At 67.5% G+C, this 16179-nt stretch carries 16 protein-coding genes; 10 read left to right on the forward strand and 6 right to left on the reverse strand.

Going from position 1 to position 16179, the window contains the following annotated elements; genetic code table 11:
- Positions 1 to 1321 (forward strand): glutathione-disulfide reductase (gene gorA, locus VSO01S_RS16630; protein ID WP_068643927.1); only part of this gene is annotated, 1321 nt, incomplete at its 5' end.
- Between the two features lie 58 nt (positions 1322 to 1379).
- Positions 1380 to 2894: an AMP nucleosidase gene (locus VSO01S_RS16635; protein ID WP_068643928.1), complete on the forward strand. Its 1515-nt coding sequence runs from the start codon at positions 1380 to 1382 to the stop codon at positions 2892 to 2894.
- A 92-nt stretch (positions 2895 to 2986) separates the two neighbouring features.
- On the opposite strand, the gene VSO01S_RS16640 is transcribed toward VSO01S_RS16635, so the two are convergent.
- Both VSO01S_RS16640 and VSO01S_RS16645 read right to left on the reverse strand, forming a co-directional pair.
- Positions 2987 to 3286 carry a hypothetical protein gene (locus VSO01S_RS16640; protein WP_068643929.1) on the reverse strand — a complete coding sequence of 100 codons (300 nt, stop codon included), beginning with the start codon at positions 3284 to 3286 and terminating at the stop codon, positions 2987 to 2989.
- Positions 3283 to 4548, reverse strand: coding sequence for a DEAD/DEAH box helicase (locus VSO01S_RS16645; protein WP_068643930.1), 1266 nt, complete (start codon positions 4546 to 4548; stop codon positions 3283 to 3285). Before VSO01S_RS16645 ends, VSO01S_RS16640 begins: the two co-directional genes overlap by 4 nt.
- A 3-nt stretch (positions 4549 to 4551) precedes the next feature.
- On the opposite strand from VSO01S_RS16645, the gene VSO01S_RS16650 reads away from it, so the two are divergent.
- The gene (locus VSO01S_RS16650; RefSeq protein ID WP_068643931.1) at positions 4552 to 4956 is read left to right on the forward strand and encodes a translation initiation factor Sui1; all 405 of its coding nucleotides are present in this window, start codon (positions 4552 to 4554) and stop codon (positions 4954 to 4956) included.
- A gap of 416 nt (positions 4957 to 5372) precedes the next feature.
- Here VSO01S_RS16650 and VSO01S_RS26795 read toward each other — a convergent pair whose 3' ends face one another.
- The 3 genes from VSO01S_RS26795 to VSO01S_RS16665 all read right to left on the reverse strand — a co-directional run bounded on the left by VSO01S_RS26795 (position 5373) and on the right by VSO01S_RS16665 (position 9160).
- Positions 5373 to 7826 carry a P-loop NTPase gene (locus tag VSO01S_RS26795; protein WP_161944450.1) on the reverse strand — a complete coding sequence of 818 codons (2454 nt, stop codon included), beginning with the start codon at positions 7824 to 7826 and terminating at the stop codon, positions 5373 to 5375.
- Positions 7827 to 8105: 279 nt separating this feature from the next.
- Entirely contained in the window at positions 8106 to 8330 is a 225-nt protein-coding gene (locus VSO01S_RS16660) for a hypothetical protein (protein ID WP_068643933.1), read from the reverse strand.
- Positions 8331 to 8464: 134 nt separating this feature from the next.
- Positions 8465 to 9160, reverse strand: coding sequence for an ArsR/SmtB family transcription factor (locus VSO01S_RS16665; protein WP_068643953.1), 696 nt, complete (start codon positions 9158 to 9160; stop codon positions 8465 to 8467).
- A gap of 59 nt (positions 9161 to 9219) precedes the next feature.
- On the opposite strand from VSO01S_RS16665, the gene VSO01S_RS16670 reads away from it, so the two are divergent.
- Entirely contained in the window at positions 9220 to 10425 is a 1206-nt protein-coding gene (locus VSO01S_RS16670) for a cytochrome P450 (RefSeq protein ID WP_245684232.1), read from the forward strand.
- A gap of 34 nt (positions 10426 to 10459) precedes the next feature.
- On the forward strand, positions 10460 to 10804 hold the full coding sequence (locus VSO01S_RS16675; RefSeq protein ID WP_068643934.1) for an antibiotic biosynthesis monooxygenase family protein: 345 nt from the start codon (positions 10460 to 10462) through the stop codon (positions 10802 to 10804).
- 22 nt (positions 10805 to 10826) lie between these two features.
- On the opposite strand, the gene VSO01S_RS16680 is transcribed toward VSO01S_RS16675, so the two are convergent.
- Positions 10827 to 11765: a LysR family transcriptional regulator gene (locus VSO01S_RS16680; protein ID WP_068643935.1), complete on the reverse strand. Its 939-nt coding sequence runs from the start codon at positions 11763 to 11765 to the stop codon at positions 10827 to 10829.
- A 97-nt stretch (positions 11766 to 11862) separates the two neighbouring features.
- Here VSO01S_RS16680 and VSO01S_RS16685 point away from each other — a divergent pair, with 97 nt between their 5' ends.
- From VSO01S_RS16685 to VSO01S_RS16705, 5 genes are all read left to right on the forward strand, one after another.
- Positions 11863 to 12675 carry an alpha/beta fold hydrolase gene (locus VSO01S_RS16685; RefSeq protein WP_068643936.1) on the forward strand — a complete coding sequence of 271 codons (813 nt, stop codon included), beginning with the start codon at positions 11863 to 11865 and terminating at the stop codon, positions 12673 to 12675.
- A gap of 94 nt (positions 12676 to 12769) precedes the next feature.
- Positions 12770 to 13702, forward strand: coding sequence for an ATP-binding cassette domain-containing protein (locus VSO01S_RS16690; RefSeq protein WP_245684233.1), 933 nt, complete (start codon positions 12770 to 12772; stop codon positions 13700 to 13702).
- 1 nt (position 13703) lies between these two features.
- On the forward strand, positions 13704 to 14534 hold the full coding sequence (locus VSO01S_RS16695) for an ABC transporter permease (RefSeq protein WP_068643937.1): 831 nt from the start codon (positions 13704 to 13706) through the stop codon (positions 14532 to 14534).
- Between the two features lie 51 nt (positions 14535 to 14585).
- A complete protein-coding gene (locus tag VSO01S_RS16700; protein ID WP_068643938.1) occupies positions 14586 to 14987 on the forward strand; it encodes a phage holin family protein in 402 nt (133 codons plus the stop codon).
- A 32-nt stretch (positions 14988 to 15019) separates the two neighbouring features.
- The gene (locus VSO01S_RS16705) at positions 15020 to 16153 is read left to right on the forward strand and encodes a zinc-binding dehydrogenase (protein WP_068643939.1); all 1134 of its coding nucleotides are present in this window, start codon (positions 15020 to 15022) and stop codon (positions 16151 to 16153) included.
- Positions 16154 to 16179: the final 26 nt, after the last annotated feature.

Raw genomic sequence — 16179 nt, forward strand, 5'->3', positions numbered from 1 at the left:
GGCGGCGCGCGGCGCCAGGGTGGCGCTGGCCGAGTCCGGCGCGCTGGGCGGCACCTGCGTCAACGTGGGCTGCATTCCCAAGAAGCTCTACAGCTACGCGGCCGGCTATGCCGAGTCCTTCGAGGAAGCCGAGGGCTACGGCTGGCACCTGCCCTCCGCCCCCCAGTTCGACTGGCAGCACCTGAAGGCGCAGCGCGCCAAGGAGATCGACCGGCTCAACGGCGTCTATCTCAACCTGCTCAACGGCCCGGGCGTGCAGGTGCTGCGCGGCCATGCGCGCTTTGCCGAGGGCGACGCGCACGCCATCGAGGTCAACGGCGAGCGCCATACGGCGCGCCACGTCATCGTCGCCACGGGCGGGCGCCCCTTCGTGCCCGACTTTCCGGGCCGCGACCTCGCGGTGGTGTCGGACGCGATGTTCGACCTCGACCCCTTTCCGCAGCGGCTGGTGGTGGTGGGCGGCGGCTACATCGCCTGCGAGTTCGCCTCCATCTTCAAGGGCCTGGGCGCCCAGGTGACGCAGCTGCTGCGCCGCGCCCACGTGCTCACCGGCTTCGACGAGGACCTGCGCCACTTCATCGCGGACGAGATGGGCAAGAACGGCATCGACATCCGCTGCAACGTGCAGGTGAGTTCGATCCGGCGCACCGACAACGAGCTGACGGTGGTGCTCGACCGCGGCCAGGAACTGCGCGCCGATGCGGTGCTGTTCGCCACCGGCCGCATTCCCAACACCGAGGGGCTGGGCCTGGCCGAAGCCGGCATCGAACTGGACGAGCGCGGCGCCATCCGGATCGACGAGGGCTACCGCACCTCGCAGCCCGGCGTCTACGCGCTGGGCGATGTCTCGACCCGGCTGCAGCTCACGCCGGTGGCGCTGGCCGAGGCCATGGTGGTGGTGGACGAGCTGTTCCCCGACCCCAGGCGAAAGGGCGGCAGCCCGCGCCAGCCGCCCGACTACGACTTCGTGCCCACCGCCGTCTTCACGCATCCCAACATCGCCACCTGCGGCTACACCGAGGCGCAGGCGCGCAAGCGCTTCGGCGACGGACAGATCACGGTGTACGCCACCGAGTTCAAGAGCCTGCGCCACACCCTGTCGGGCCGCAGCGAGCGTACCTTCATGAAGCTGCTGGTCGACGATGCGACCGACCGCGTGGTGGGCCTGCACATGGTCGGCGCCGAGGCCGGCGAGATCGTCCAGGGCTTTGCGGTGGCCATGCAGGCGGGCGCGACCAAGGCGCACTTCGACCGCACCATCGGCATCCACCCCACGTCCGCGGAAGAGTTCGTGACCATGCGCGAGCCCAGCGTGGGCTGAGCGCCAGGGCGGCCGGCATGCGCCGGATGTCACGGCGCCGTTGCACAATGGAACGCCTATGTCGCACATGCCCGAATTCATTGCCCCGCAGCGCTTCACCGATGCCGGCGCTGCCCTCGAACAGGTCGAGCGCATCTACAAGAGCGGCCTGCAGCACCTGCGCGACGCCATGCAGGGCTTCGTGGCCGGCGAAGACATGCCGGGCCGGGTGCGCGCCTGCTACCCCTTCGTGCGGGTGCACACGCACACCAGCGCGCGCGGCACGGCGGTCAACGGCCTGTCGTACGGCTTCGTGGCCGGGCCCGGCCGCTTCGAGACCACGCTCACCCGCCCCGACCTGTTTCGCCGCTACTACCGCGAGCAGTTCCGCCTGCTGCTGGAGAACCACGGCGTGGAGCTGGAGGTGGGCACCAGCACGCAGCCCATTCCCATCCATTTCTCCTTTGCCGAGAACGAGCACATCGAAGGCTCGATGAGCCCCGAGCGCCGCGCGCTGATGCGCGACGTGTTCGACCTGCCCGACCTGGGCGCCATGGACGACGGCATTGCCAACGGCACCTACGAGCCCAAGCCGGGCGAGGCGCAGCCGCTGTCGCTGTTCACCGCGGCGCGCGTGGACTACTCGCTGCACCGGCTGCGGCACTACACCGGCACCGCGCCCGACTGGTGCCAGAACTTCGTGCTGTTCACCAACTACCAGTTCTACATCGACGAGTTCGTGCGCCTGGGCCGCGAGGCCATGACCGACCCGAACAGCGAGTACATCGCCTTCGTCGAGCCCGGCAACGTGGTCACGCGCCGGCGCGGGCTGGCGCCCGGCAGCTGCTCCGAAGCCTTTGCCGCCCTGCTGGACGGCACGCAGGGCACGCCGCCGCCGCGGCTGCCGCAGATGCCCGCCTACCACCTGGTGCGCGAGGACCACAGCGGCATCACCATGGTCAACATCGGCGTGGGCCCGGCCAATGCCAAGACCATCACCGACCACATCGCGGTGCTGCGCCCGCACGCCTGGATGATGCTGGGCCACTGCGCGGGCCTTCGGCCGAGCCAGCAGCTGGGCGACTACGTGCTGGCCCACGCCTATGTGCGCGAGGACCATGTGCTGGACGAGGAGCTGCCGCTGTGGGTGCCGATTCCGGCGCTGTCCGAGATCCAGCTCGCGCTGGAAAAGGCGGTGGAGCAGGTCACGCAGGTAAGCGGGCCGGAGCTCAAGAAGCTCATGCGCACCGGCACGGTGGCCAGTACCGACAACCGCAACTGGGAGCTGCTGCCGGGCAACCAGCCGCAACGTCGCTTCAGCCAGAGCCGCGCGGTGGCGCTGGACATGGAAAGCGCCACCATCGCCGCCAACGGCTTCCGCTTTCGCGTGCCCTACGGCACCTTGCTGTGCGTGAGCGACAAGCCGCTGCACGGCGACATCAAGCTGCCCGGCATGGCCAACCACTTCTACCGCGAGCGGGTCGAACAGCACCTGCGCATCGGCATGGCGGCCATCGACATCCTGCGCCGCGAAGGCTCCAGCCGCCTGCACAGCCGCAAGCTGCGCAGCTTTGCAGAAGTGGCGTTTCAGTAATCTCTTCCTCCCTCTCCCCCTGGGAGAGGGCCGGGGTGAGGGCACGCGCGGCGCATGCTCCTCACCCAACCTCTCCCCAGCGGGGAGAGGAGTCAAACCGAGAAGCGGCTGCGAAAAGCCTCGCAAAAGGCAGCCGTGCCGCTGATCGTCAGGCCGAACTCGTGCCGCGCGGGCGGGCCGGCGTCCTGGCTCTGCTGCAGCTCGGCATCCCAGTCCCCGCCCTCCTCCACCGGCGCGCGCCGGCCGCCTTCGGCCTGCGCCCAGGCCAGCACCGCGTCGATCTCGGCACGCACCGCATCCGCATGCTCGGGCAGCACCGAGGCCAGGGCGTCGAACACGCCCACGTCGTCGTCGCCTTCGCTGTAGTCGAAATCCAGCCAGCGCAGGCTCATGGCGTGTCTGCGGAAGCGGCGGCGACCGACAGGGCGGCGCGCAGCCTGTCTTTCTTGCTCGGGCGCCTGCCCTTGACGCCACCGCCGCTCGGAACCTGCACAGCCGCCGTGGCTGCAGGCACGGTGGGCTCGAAGCCGGGAATGCGCTCGCGCGGCACCCGCAAGCCCTGGCGCTTCTCGATCAGGCGGAAATGCGCTTCGCCATCGGCCGGAATGAAGCTCAGCGCCAGGCCGCTTTCGCCTGCCCGCCCGGTACGGCCGATGCGGTGCACGTAGTCGCCGGCCGAGCGCGGCAAGTCGTAGTTGACCACCACCGGCAGCTGCGCAATGTCGATGCCGCGCGCTGCCAGGTCGGTCGCCACCACCACCTGCAGGCGCCTGGCCTTGAAGTCCGCCACCACCTGGCTGCGCTTGCCCTGGCCCAGCATGCCGTGGAAGGGCTCGGCCGCGATGCCGGTCTTGCGCAGCTTGTGCGCCACCACTTCGGCGGCATGCTTGGTGGCAACGAAGACCAGCACGCGCGGCCATTTCTCCTGATGCAGCAGATGGCTCAGCAGCTGGGTGCGCCGGCCCGGATCGACTTCGATCGCGCGCTGTGCGATGTCGGGCGTGGTCTCGGGCGCGGCCTCGACTTCGACGCGCAGCGGATCGCGCAGCAGTTGCGCGGCCAGTGCCTCGACAGCCGGCTCAAAGGTCGCCGAGAAAAAGAGGTTCTGCCGCCCCGACGGCATCGCCGCGAGGACGCGCTGCATCTCCTGTGCAAACCCCAGGTCCAGCAGACGATCGGCCTCGTCGAGCACCAGTGCGCGGGCGTGATCGAGCCGCAAGGCATTGTTGTCCAGCAGGTCGAGCAGGCGCCCGGGCGTGGCCACCACCACGTCGGCGCCGCCGCGCAGCGCCATCATCTGCGGATTGATCGAGACGCCGCCGAACAGCACCGCGATCTTGGGACGTTCAGGCAGGCGCAGGGCCAGCAGGCGCAGTGTTTCGCCGACCTGCGCCGCAAGCTCGCGCGTGGGCACCAGCACCAGCGTGTGGACGGTGCGGCGCGAGCGGTGCCGCTGTGCCTGGGCCCAGCGCTGCAGCAGCGGCAGGGAAAATGCAGCCGTCTTGCCCGAACCGGTCTGGGCCAGGCCCAGCACGTCCTGGCCGTGCAGGATCGCCGGAATGGCCGCCTGCTGGATGGGCGTGGGCGAGAAATAGCCCACCTCGCCGGCCGCGTGGACCAGGGCAGGGATCAGGCCAAGCTGTGGAAATGACATGAAATGAAGAACTTGAAGAAATCAGATGCGGCAACCCGCCTGGTGTATTCCACCGAGAGCGGACGGATCTGCCCCGGCTGCGGCCAGCCGGTGGCGGCATGCATCTGCCGCCGGCAGCAGCAGCAACAGGCGGCCGTGCGTCCCGCCACGGACGGGATTGTGCGGGTTTCGCTGGACACCAAGGGCCGCAAAGGCAAGGGCGTCACCGTGGTCAAGGGCGTGGCGCTCGATGACCCGGCGCTCGCGCTGCTCGGCAAGCGACTCAAGTCCGCCTGCGGCTCGGGCGGCACCACCAAGGACGGTGTGATCGAGATCCAGGGCGATCACCGCGAGACGGTGATCGCGCTTTTGCAGAAGGAGGGGATGACGGTCAAGCGCGCTGGTGGTGTCGACAGGCAAGGTTGTTGACCTGATCCCGCGTGAACGTCGGCCACCTGGATACCTTGAATAGCGGCGTCGGGCCCTGGGTTGAATGTGATGTCGGGGCCGCCCGGAACCAGGACTGCGTGCTTGTGTCGCGCGGGCCAAGGCCTGAGTGCCACTGCGCGCCGGCGCGCAGTGGCACTCAGGCCTTGGCTGGATGCGGCGTGGGGATTGGGGACTGAACAGCGGCTTCGGGGCCCATTGCGGAAGTGCGCAGCGCCGGATTCGGCGCCCGTTAGGAGACGATCAACGTTCGAACTGTGCAGGAGACAGCGGTGCGATGCCGCGCCCGCGCTGTCCGGTTTGAACAAGTGAGTCCATGACAACGCGAAGTGCTTATCCAGTTCCTCGGGAGTCTTATGATCCGCATCGTTTGACTGGTGCCTTCTTGCGGCCTAACGCTACTTGACGGCTTGTCTAAGCCATTGCCTGCGAAAGCCTTCCAACTGCTGCTGCCCATGGCTATCGAACCGGAAGAGCCGCGTGCTACCCGCTGCACGCATCCATTCGTTCCACGTATCTTCTATGCGATGGAATTGAGATGGGTGAACCCGGCAGGCTCGCACGGCATAGGTGAAGAAAGCTACATACGGGTGTTCCCATTCATTGCCTCGCTCACGTGCAAGTTGTCGCGACGTCTCAAGCTCACGAATACCTTCCCATAAGCGTTCGACGCCGACGTCGTCGGTACGACGAACACTGATCTGCATGCAAATTGTTCCAAGAGTAGTGTGCGGAAAGGCGTCTCGGTTTTGGATCGAAACCGCCGTCTTTGCATACGAGTAAGCAGTGTCATCCTGCTCTCGTCGAGCGGCGAGTAGCGCTCTCTGCTCCCAATACCGCGAGTTCCAACTCATCAGCGGAAGCAAGTCCGCATACCACCGGTCGGCGGACTGAGGAAAATCATTTGCTACGACATCACAGTCCATGAGTTCGCGCAAGATGCGATACGGGTAGGTACGTCGAGAGATCGCCTTTGGTACGACCAATGGCGAGAGTTGCTTCGCCAAGTAAAGCGAGATGTCGTACTTCTCCTTCTGGGTGGCAAGTCCCCAAACGTATGCAGCGAATGATTTACTCCGGAGCCGAAGGCCGTGCTCATCCAAGAAAGCGAGATCCGAATAGGGATTCGGAGGCTCAAGAACTGCCTCAAGCTCGGCTCCCCCTGCTAGCGCAGTGGCAAACTGAAAAGGCAAAGAGAGGCCAAACCTATGAGTTGCAGCGCACGTCAGGATGAGGGGTCGGCCAATCCCCGTGCCATTGCTGGCGCCCGCCAGAACCTCCGAAATAGCTTGGCGATACGGCAGGGCACCTTCTAAGCTCTCAAACCACTCGAGCGCGCGCCGATTAGAGTGGTCCTTGAAATCGTTCCACGCGTCTTCCGCCTTCATGCCAGTACAGCGTCCAAGGCGACCTCTTGACTTTCGACTGAAGAAGAGGCCGTCAAAGTGCTTGCGAGGGACGGGCTCCAACTCGATCACGCGGACTTCAGCATCGAGCAGGTCCGCGTGTACGCCGCGTAGCCGCCAGGACTCGGTGGTAGCGACCACGCGCAGAGGTATTCCACGATCGCGCGCCAGTTGGATCAACACGGTGAGCGAGTTCGAGAAGTCCGCGCAGTCGTCAAAAACCAGGACCGTTGGGCGCTTTGTCGACAGGTACTCGCACAGCATGGCCTCGTCAAACCGCTCCTCGCTGCGAAACAGCCATGCTTCATACCCTTGTTGCTGCAGCTCGAACGCGATTCGAAGCGCCGAGCTAGTCTTGCCACACACTGGGCCGCCGCCGATCAAGGTGACGCGAGCATCTGTGGCCTTGTCGTTCAGCCATTGCGATGCTCGTTTTGCCGCGTCGAAAAATGCGTCGAGGCCATCAACAATGTGGTGCCATTGAGCTTCTGCGGACGAGTAGAAGTCCAGCATCCTACGCGGGCGCGGTACTGCTGGAGAGAGGAGGCGGAAACTGCTACGTACCGCTGTGGTTGCGGCATGGAAAGAGGGCGTTTGAGCGGGCTGCGCGGCTAAGTACGTATCAAAATCGCTGGAAAGCGCCCGGAAGAAGACATCGCCCGTCGCCGCCACCGGCACGAGTCCTTGGCGACGGAAGCGCGCTTCTTCCCCTGGCGCGAATCCACGCAGCACAATGAATGAGGGACATCCGCCGCGTTCACGTGATCTGTTTCCGATGTCAAGAACCGTTGACAGATCGAACTCGTCCCGTAGGCGAGCCCCGCACACGATGAACGGCTTTCGAATGAACTCGGACCTGAACTCAGAGTGCCATCCAGGCGCCACCTCCTGCCGCGCGGCATAGTCCTTCAATGAAAAGATAATCCTGGCCGGAGTCTTGTCGATCTGAGATGCGCGTCCATGGAGGTACACGACTTGGAGCTCGGTGCCCCCTAAAGGGCGAACAGCGATCGGGTCATCCCAAGATGAAGACTTCAAAGCACGCCTGTCGCCAGCTTTAGCTGCGCGTTGCAGGACGTCATCAATATTGAGCGTCCAAATGCGCTTCCATGGGAGCGTCAGGAGTTCTCGCTGCCACGTCACGCCGCACTTGACGAATCGAGCCTTTAGGAATTCGGCCAATACTCCAAGGTTTGATGGCATTGCCGCGATGTCCCCGTAGACCAGCTGCAAGTTGGAGCAGTCGGGTTCCTGGTTTTCGAGTCCGAACTTTTGATTCAACTCTCGAGCAACTTCTGCTCCGCCACCGAGTTCTGCGCCGTCGCCACCCTTTGCGCCCCAACTTGCTCCCGCGCCAGTGAGCAGGTTGACTGCCCCTTCATCTAGCGCTTTCATTAGCAACGCCGCGTCGTCTGCTTGGACACCAAGCTTTTCTAGCTCCAACATTTTTGGGGGCATCCCTGTCATAGGTCCGCTTGTTTAACAAACTGCATTACCTCATTTCGGGGTATGCGGTAGCTGGGCGATTTTCCAGGCAGCGCTCTTCGTCTAGAGAAGAACAATCCTTGGACTCTCTGCGAATGTTAGCCCAGCCGGTTTGACTGACCTACATCCACATGCCGCAGATGAGCGGCGGTGCCCTGCGCAGTCCACTGAGCGCCCCGTCATCCGGTGGGCCACCTCCAAGCGGACCTTGGTGAGATTCCGCTCCTGGCCGGGTGCAGCCTAACCATACAGAATGATTGCTCCCGCAAAGTATGTGGCGATCAGCAGAGCGGCGAGAACCTTGGCGACCTGCATGAGCCCGTCCGACGAGAGCCTGCTTCTCGCCGGATGCTCGTCGGGCAGGACCTTCCGCAGGAACCAAGCGCCCAAATACAACAGGGCGAATAGCGCTACGCAAGCGGCGAAGAAAGCGCCTTGGATGATGCCTTTTCCACTCAGTTCCATAGTTGTCGAAGTCCAGATTGCAGTGACTCTGCGGGGCTCAACGATGCGAATGTTCGCTTTGCGGGGCATGACCGAGGAACGGCTGCAGTCGGGCCGACAGCTGACGCGCAGCAATTCTGACTCTCTACAGGTGGCTAAGACAACGCAATGCCGAACAACGCCTGGGCCTCGCGCCGCGCCTTGGGCGTGAGCGAGAGGGCCCGGCTGTCCAGGTCCGGCTTGACCCAGCCGCGCCGCAGCGAGAGATCGAGCCAGGCAGCGCCCAGCGCGCCGCCCAGGTGCGGCCGGCGTTCGCTCCAGTCCAGGCAGGCGCATGCGAAGCGGCGCTTGCGGGCGCGCGCGGCCGCAACATCCACGCCCCACGCCTCCATGCTGCGCGCACCGTCGGCCGTCAACTCGTAGCTGGAGCCATCGCTGCTCAAAAGCCAGCCCCGGCGCTGCAGATGGTCATGCAGCGCGACGCCGGCCGCGCCGGCCATGTGGTCGTAGCAGGTGCGCGCCGCGCGCAGGCGGCTCGGGGTGCTCGGCTGAAAGCTGGCCTGCGGCGCCCCGGCCAGGACCTGCAGGCCTTCCAGCACGGCGGCCACCTCGGGGCCGGCCAACCTGAAGTAGCGATGCCTGCCCTGCGACAGAACGTCCACCAGCTTCTGCTCGCACAGCCGAGCCAGGTGCACGCTCGCGGTGGAGGCGGCCACTTCGGCCACTGCCGCCAGCTCGGTGGCCGTGCGCGCATGGCCGTCCAGCAGGCTGCACAGCATGCGGGCGCGGGCGGGCTCGGCGATGGCTGCGGCCAGGCTGGCCAGGCGCAGGTCTGCATCGGTCGTCGTCATGCGGGCCATCATAGGTGGCCGCGGATGGCACGCTTCGGCCGCGAACGAAGTGTTGCGGCATGGCGCGCCGCACACTGCGCCCCATGAACCCGAACGCACCTGCCGACGCGATTGCCGCCGTCACCCATCCTGATCCGTATCCCTTCTATGCGCGTCTGCGCGACGGGCCGGCGCTCGTCTTCGACCCGGCGCTGCGGCTGTGGATCGCCAGCCGCGCGGACACGGTGCTGGCCGCACTGGTTCATCCGGCCTTGCGCGTGCGCCCGCCCGCCGAGCCGGTGCCGCGCGCCATTGCGGGCACACCGGCGGGCGAACTGTTCGGCCGACTGGTGCGCATGAACGACGGCCCGCTGCACGAGGCGCACAAGCCGGTGCTGCAGCGCGCGCTGGCCGGCCTGAACGCGGACGATGCGCAAGCCGCCGTGCAGCAGGCCGCGCAAGCCATCGCCGTGTCGGCACGCAGCCTGGAGGACTGGTGCTTCGGGCTGCCGGTGGCCTCGGTGGCGGCGCTGCTGGGTTTCGATCGCTCGCAGCTGGCGCCGCTGGCCGCCTGGACGCGCGAGTTCGTCGCCTGCCTGTCGCCGTTGTCCAGCGGCGCGCCATTGCAGCAGGCCAGCCATGCCGCCATGCAACTGCTGGCCGGGTTCGAGGCACTCGCCGCGCCATCGCCCCGTCCCGCCAGCCTGCTGGCGGCCACGATGCAGCAGGCCGAAGGCAACTCTGCCGTCCAGCGCCGCGTGCTGCTGGCCAACTTGGTGGGCCTGCTGTCGCAGACCTGCGAAGCCACCGCCGGCCTGCTCGGCAACAGCCTGGTGGCGCTGGGCCGCGAGCCCGGCCTGCGCGCACGCTTCGATGCCGATGCAGGGCCCGCCATTGCGCTGGCCGTGGTGGCCGAAGCCGCGCGCCACGACCCGGCCGTCCAGAACACACGGCGCTTCGCCGCCGAAGCCCTTCATTTCTCGGGCGCCGATCTCCAGGCCGGCGATGCCATCCTGCTCCTGCTGGCTTCAGCCCAGCGCGACCCGGCCTTCGAAGCCCACGCGCCGGATCGGTTCGAGCTGCAGCGCAGCCAGCGCCGCCTGCTCGGCTTCGGCCACGGGCCGCATGCCTGCCCGGGCCAGGCGCTGGCGCAGCAGCTGGCCGCCTACGGCCTGCTGGCCTTGCGCGAGCAGGGCCGCTGGCTTCGGCCCGGCGCGGCGCCGCCCGCGCTGCAGGGCTATCGCCCGTCGGCCAATGCGCGCATTCCCTGCTTTGCCAACGCCTGACGCGCCGCAACCTGAACGACAAGAAGGACCCCGCATGTACGCCGTGATCTTCGAAGTGCGCCCCGCCCCCGGCCAGCGCGAGACCTACCTGCAGATGGCCGCGCGCCTGCGCGCCGAGTTGGAAGCCATGGACGGCTTCATCTCCATCGAGCGCTTCCAGAGCATCGTCGACCCGGACAAGATGCTGAGCCTGAGCTTCTGGCGCGACGAGGCCTCGCTGGCGCAATGGCGCCAGCGCGAGGCCCACCGCCGCGCCCAGGCCGCCGGCCGCCAGCAGGTGTTCGCCGACTACCGTCTGCGCGTGGCCGAGGTGGTGCGCGACTACGGCATGGATGAGCGCGAGCAGGCGCCGGGCGACAGCCGTTCAGTCCACGGCTGAGCGTTGACTGCGCTCGAAACCCTCAGCGTGCAGTGCCGACGCGCGGCATGCGCCCCATCGCCGGCGACAGCACCGGCGCATGGCTGGCCAGGAACGCCCACAGCCGTTGCGCCACCGGCCCGTGCGGCCTGTCGCTGCGCCGCGCTGCAACCAGCGCCTCGACCACGCCCGGAAAGTGCCGGCCCGCGATGGAGCGCAGCTTGCCGCTGCGCAATTCGTCCTCGACCAGGAAGCGCGGCAGGTGCCCCCAGGCCATGCCGCGCAGGATGAGCTCCTTCTTCATCAGGTGGTCGGGCACGGAGCACTGCAATGCGCCCTCCACCAGAAAGTGATCCTGCGCCTGCGGCTCGCGCGCCGAGTCGCGCACCACGCATTGGGTGCGCCCCTGCAGCTGGCGCGGCGTGAGCGGCCCCGCATCCGCCCCATCCGGCAGGAAGCCCGGCGCCACCACCGGCACCAGCGCCACGCGGCCCAGGGCGATGGTCTCCATGCGCAGGTCGCCGGCGGGCGCGCGGTGGACCATCAGCTCTGCCTCGTCATTCAGCAGGCGCTCCCACGGTCCGGTCACCGCCTCGAACTGCAGGTGCAGACGCGTGGCCGGGGCCTGCGCGAAGAAGCCGCCGAGCAGCTCCAGCACCGGCCCCAGCGGGCAAAGATCGCCCAGCACCACGCGCAGCTGCGCTTCCTCGCCCATCGCCAGCTGGCGGGCATGGGTGTGCAGCTCCTGCGCCTCGCGCAGCAGCACCCCCACCCGGCGATGGAAGGATCGGCCGGCGTCGGTCAGGCGCACGCGGTAGCCAGCGCGGTCCAGCAGCGCCACGCCGGCGTGCCGCTCCAGCTTGGCCACGGCGGCGAACACGGAAGGGTGCGAGCGATGCAGCAGCTCGCCGGCGGCCTGGAAGGTGCCCGTGCGCACCACCGCGTCGAAGCACTGCAGCTCGTGCAGGGTGAAGCCGATCATTGTTCTTCCAGCCTACAAAGTCGTTCCATACTTTGTAGTATCCGTCGGCGGCGGCCGTTCCTACGATCCGCTCCATGTCATACCACATGGAGCCCGCATGAGCCACGGCGAACTTTCCTTCATCACCACCGGCGACGGCGTGCGCCTGGCCTACCGGCTGGATGGCCCGGCCCATCTGCCGGTGCTGCTGCTGTCCAACTCCATCGGCACCGACCTGCACATGTGGGACGCGCAGGTGCCCGAGCTGTCGCGCCACTTCCGCGTGCTGCGCTACGACGCCCGCGGCCACGGCGGCTCCGGCGCGCCGGCGGGCGCCTATTCGCTGGACCGCCTGGGCCACGACGCGCTGGAGTTGCTCGACCAGCTGGACCTGCAGCGCGTGCATGTGCTGGGCCTGTCGCTGGGCGGCTGGATCGCGCAGTGGATGGCCATTCACGCCCCGGAACGGGTCGACCGCCTGGTGCTGTCCAACACCGCCGCCCACCTGGGCCCGCGCGCCCAGTGGGACCCGGCCATCGCCCGGCTGATGGCCGCCTCCGACATGCGCGAGACCGCCGAGACCTTTCTGCGCAACTGGTTCCCCGCCCCGGCCCTGGCGGCCAACGGTGAGGCGGTGCAGGCCTTCAGGCGGACGCTGCTGGCCACACAGCGCGAAGGCGTGGCGGGCAGCTGGGCCGCGGTGCGCGATGCCGACCTGCGCCGCACCATCGCACTGATCGACCGCCCCACGCTGGTCATTGCCGGGCGGCACGACACGGTGACATCGCTCGCGCACGGCGAAGAACTGGCGCGCGGCATTCCGGGCGCCCGGCTCCAGGTGCTGGACGCGGTGCACCTGTCGAACATCGAGCGGCCCGGCGAGTTCATGGATGCCGTGCTGGGCTTCCTGTTGGAAAACGAAGGCCGCTGAGCCCACACGGCGCGCCCGGCCTCGCCGGGTTCCACGGGTTCTCTGTTTCCCCGGCGCGAACAATGGCCCGGCGCTGCTGGGCCACAATGGCCCGGTGCAAAACAATGCCGCCCCGCTCTTTGCCGCCACCGCCCTGCGCAAGCACTACGGCGACCAGGTCGTGGTCAACGACCTGTCCTTCCACATTGCGCCGGGCGAATGCCTGGGTGTGATCGGCCCCAACGGCGCGGGCAAGACCACCACCATCCGCATGTGCCTGGGCCTGACGGAGCCCGACGCCGGCCGCATCGAGGCGCTGGGCCACGTCATGCCGCAGGATGCGCGAGCCATCAAGGCGCAGCTGGGCGTGGTGAGCCAGTTCGACACGCTCGACCCCGACTTCAGCTGCGCCGAGAACCTGATCGTCTATGCCCGCTACTTCGGCATCGGCAAGAAGGCGATGGCGGCCCGCGTTCCCAAGCTGCTGGAATTCGCCGCGCTGTCGCACAAGGCCAACGCCAAGCCGGGCGAGCTCTCGGGCGGCATGCGCCGGCGCCTGTCGCTGGCGCGCGCCCTGGTGAACGACCCCAAGCTGCTGATGCTGGACGAGCCCACCACCGGGCTGGACCCGCAGGCGCGCCACCTGATGTGGGAGCGCCTGCAGCTGCTGCTTGCGCAAGGCAAGTCGATCCTGCTCACCACCCACTTCATGGACGAGGCCGAGCGCCTGTGCTCGCGCCTGATCGTGCTGGACCACGGCCGCAAGATCGCCGAGGGCCGCCCGCGCGAGCTGATCGCGCAGCACCTGGAGCCCGACGTGGTGGAGGTGTACGGCAACGGCGCGCTCGCGCTGGCCCAGTCGCCGCTCAAGGAGCTGGCGGCGCGCGTGGAGGTGAGCGGCGAGACGGTCTTCTTCTACACGCAGGACGCACGCCGCCTGCTCGATGCCCTGGGCCAGCATGCGGGCCTGCGCACCTTCCATCGCCCGGCCAACCTGGAGGACCTGTTCCTCAAACTGACGGGCCGGCAGATCAGAGAGGACGGCTGACATGGACAACACCCAAGCACTCACCGCCGCGCCCATCGCCCCCTCACCCTGGCGGCCGCCGCAGCTCACGCTGCGCTGGTGGCCGGTGTTCCTGCGCAACCTGCTGGTGTGGCGCAAGCTGGCCATCCCCAGCCTGATCGGCAACATCGCCGAGCCGCTCATCTGGCTGGTGGCCTTCGGCTACGGCATGGGCGCACTGGTGGGCACGGTGTCGGTGGGCGGCACCGACGTGCCCTACATCCTGTTCCTGGCCAGCGGCTCGATCTGCATGAGCGCGATGAACGCGGCCAGCTTCGAGGCGCTCTATTCGGCCTTCTCGCGCATGCATGTGCAAAAGACCTGGGACGGCATCATGAACGCGCCCGTCGGCCTGGACGACATCGTGCTGGCCGAGATGCTGTGGGCCGCGTTCAAGGCCATCTTCACCGTCACCGCCATCCTGTTCGTGATGCTGGGCCTGGGCATCAGCCACAGCCCCAAGCTGCTCGTGGCGTGGCTGGTGCTGGCGGGCGTGGGCATCACCTTCTCGTGCATTGCGCTCATCTTCAATGCGCTGGCCAAGGGCTACGACTTCTTCACCTACTACTTCACGCTGTTCATGACGCCGATGATGTTCCTCTCGGGCGTGTTCTTTCCGCTGGAGCAGCTGCCGGACGTGGTGCACGCCATTGCCAACTGGCTGCCGCTGGCCAACGCGGTGGCGCTGGTGCGCCCGCTGTTCATGGACCAGTGGCCCGAGGGCTGGGCGGTGCATGCGCTGGTGCTGGCGGCCTATACCATCGCGTCGTTCTGGATCGCGCTGGCGCTCACGCGAAAGCGTTTTGCCAAGTAGCAGGCTTGCGCGTTCCGGGCATTCACAACAAGCAACCGGCCGAACAACAACATGCTGCAAAACGCCACCGCCTTCTTCCTGCACTGGGCCATCACCGGGCTGTGCCTGTGGATCGCCAGCCTGGTCTTCAAGGGCATCCGCTTCGAGAGCACCGGCGCCCTGATCGGCTCCGCCCTGCTGCTGGGCCTGGCCAACGCGCTGGTGAAGCCGTTGCTGATCGTGCTGACGCTGCCGCTCACGCTGATCACCTTCGGCCTGTTCCTGCTGGTGATCAACGCGCTGGTGCTGCTGCTGGTGGCCTGGTTCATCAAGGGCTTCAAGGTGTCGGGCTTCTGGACAGCGCTGTTCGCCAGCCTGTTCATCTCGATCCTGAGCATCGTCATCGGCGGCTTCTTCGTGGGCGGCACGCCCGACACCCAGATCCACATGCCCAGCGGCGGCACCTGGCTGTAACGCCGCCCCGAACCCCAAGGAGGTCCCCCTTCATGACCCGCACCAACCTGCAACTGCGCTCGCTCATCAAGAAAAGCGGCGAGCTCGAAGTCTCCCTGGTCGACACGCCGCTGCCCGCGCTCGGCGCCGACGAGGTGCTGATCCGCGTCGAGGCGACGCCCATCAATCCCTCGGACCTGGGCCTGCTGTTCAGCCTGGCCGACATGAGCGGCGCGCAAGCCTCGGTGGATGCCGCCGGCCGCCCGGTGGTGACGGCCCGCGTGCCCGAAGGCCCGGCTATGCGCGCCGTGGCCGGGCGCATCGACCAGTCGATGCCGGTGGGCAACGAAGGCGCGGGCACCGTGGTGGAAGCCGGCTCGTCGCCCGCGGCGCAGGCCCTGGTCGGCAAGAAGGTGGCGGCCATCGGCGGCGCCATGTATTCGCAATGGCGCGTGGTGCCGCTGGCGCAGTGCCTGGTGCTGCCGGGTGGCGCCACGGCGGCGCAGGGCGCCTCCTGTTTCGTCAATCCGCTCACCGCCCTGGGCATGGTGGAGACCATGCGGCGCGAGGGCCACACGGCACTGGTGCACACCGCCGCGGCCTCCAACCTGGGGCAGATGCTCAATCGCATCTGCCTCAAGGACGGCGTGCCGCTGGTCAACATCGTGCGCAAGCCCGAGCAGGCCGAACTGCTCAAGGCCATGGGCGCCCAGCATGTGTGCGACAGCAGCTCGCCCACCTTCCTGCAGGACCTGACCGACGCGCTGGCGGCCACCGGCGCCACCATCGCCTTCGACGCCATCGGCGGCGGCCCGCTGGCCGGCCAGATCCTCGGCTGCATGGAAGCGGCCATCAACCGCAGCGCCAAGGCCTACAGCCTCTACGGCTCCATGACGCACAAGCAGGTCTATGTCTACGGCAGCCTGGACCGGCGTCCGATCGAGCTGGTGCGCAACTTCGGCAGCATCTGGGGCGTGGGCGGCTGGCTGCTGTTCCCCTTCCTGCAGAAGACGGACCCGGCGACCGTGCAGCGGCTCAAGGACCGCGTGGCGGCCGAGCTCACCACCACCTTCGCCAGCCACTACTCCAAGGTGATCTCGCTGGCCGAGGCGCTCGACCTGGCGACGATCGGCGTCTACGGCCAGCGCAGCACCGGGACCAAGTTCCTCATCGACCCGAGCCGATAGGGGCATTGCCCCGCCAGCTAGACTCT

The sequence above is a fragment of the Variovorax soli NBRC 106424 genome (genome assembly GCF_001591385.1).
Classification (GTDB): Bacteria; Pseudomonadota; Gammaproteobacteria; order Burkholderiales; family Burkholderiaceae_C; genus Variovorax; species Variovorax soli.

Bases quoted from the DNA above. Each gene is read 5' to 3' on its own strand.
- VSO01S_RS26795 (WP_161944450.1), bottom strand. From the start codon at position 7,826: ATGTTGGAGCTAGAAAAGCTTGGTGTCCAAGCAGACGACGCGGCGTTG.
- VSO01S_RS16660 (WP_068643933.1), bottom strand. From the start codon at position 8,330: ATGGAACTGAGTGGAAAAGGCATCATCCAAGGCGCTTTCTTCGCCGCT.
- VSO01S_RS16700 (WP_068643938.1), top strand. From the start codon at position 14,586: ATGCTGCAAAACGCCACCGCCTTCTTCCTGCACTGGGCCATCACCGGG.
- VSO01S_RS16705 (WP_068643939.1), top strand. From the start codon at position 15,020: ATGACCCGCACCAACCTGCAACTGCGCTCGCTCATCAAGAAAAGCGGC.
- VSO01S_RS16635 (WP_068643928.1), top strand. From the start codon at position 1,380: ATGTCGCACATGCCCGAATTCATTGCCCCGCAGCGCTTCACCGATGCC.
- VSO01S_RS16685 (WP_068643936.1), top strand. From the start codon at position 11,863: ATGAGCCACGGCGAACTTTCCTTCATCACCACCGGCGACGGCGTGCGC.
- VSO01S_RS16640 (WP_068643929.1), bottom strand. From the start codon at position 3,286: ATGAGCCTGCGCTGGCTGGATTTCGACTACAGCGAAGGCGACGACGAC.
- VSO01S_RS16680 (WP_068643935.1), bottom strand. From the start codon at position 11,765: ATGATCGGCTTCACCCTGCACGAGCTGCAGTGCTTCGACGCGGTGGTG.
- VSO01S_RS16675 (WP_068643934.1), top strand. From the start codon at position 10,460: ATGTACGCCGTGATCTTCGAAGTGCGCCCCGCCCCCGGCCAGCGCGAG.
- VSO01S_RS16670 (WP_245684232.1), top strand. From the start codon at position 9,220: ATGGCGCGCCGCACACTGCGCCCCATGAACCCGAACGCACCTGCCGAC.
- VSO01S_RS16650 (WP_068643931.1), top strand. From the start codon at position 4,552: ATGAAGAACTTGAAGAAATCAGATGCGGCAACCCGCCTGGTGTATTCC.
- VSO01S_RS16695 (WP_068643937.1), top strand. From the start codon at position 13,704: ATGGACAACACCCAAGCACTCACCGCCGCGCCCATCGCCCCCTCACCC.
- VSO01S_RS16645 (WP_068643930.1), bottom strand. From the start codon at position 4,548: ATGTCATTTCCACAGCTTGGCCTGATCCCTGCCCTGGTCCACGCGGCC.
- VSO01S_RS16665 (WP_068643953.1), bottom strand. From the start codon at position 9,160: ATGACGACGACCGATGCAGACCTGCGCCTGGCCAGCCTGGCCGCAGCC.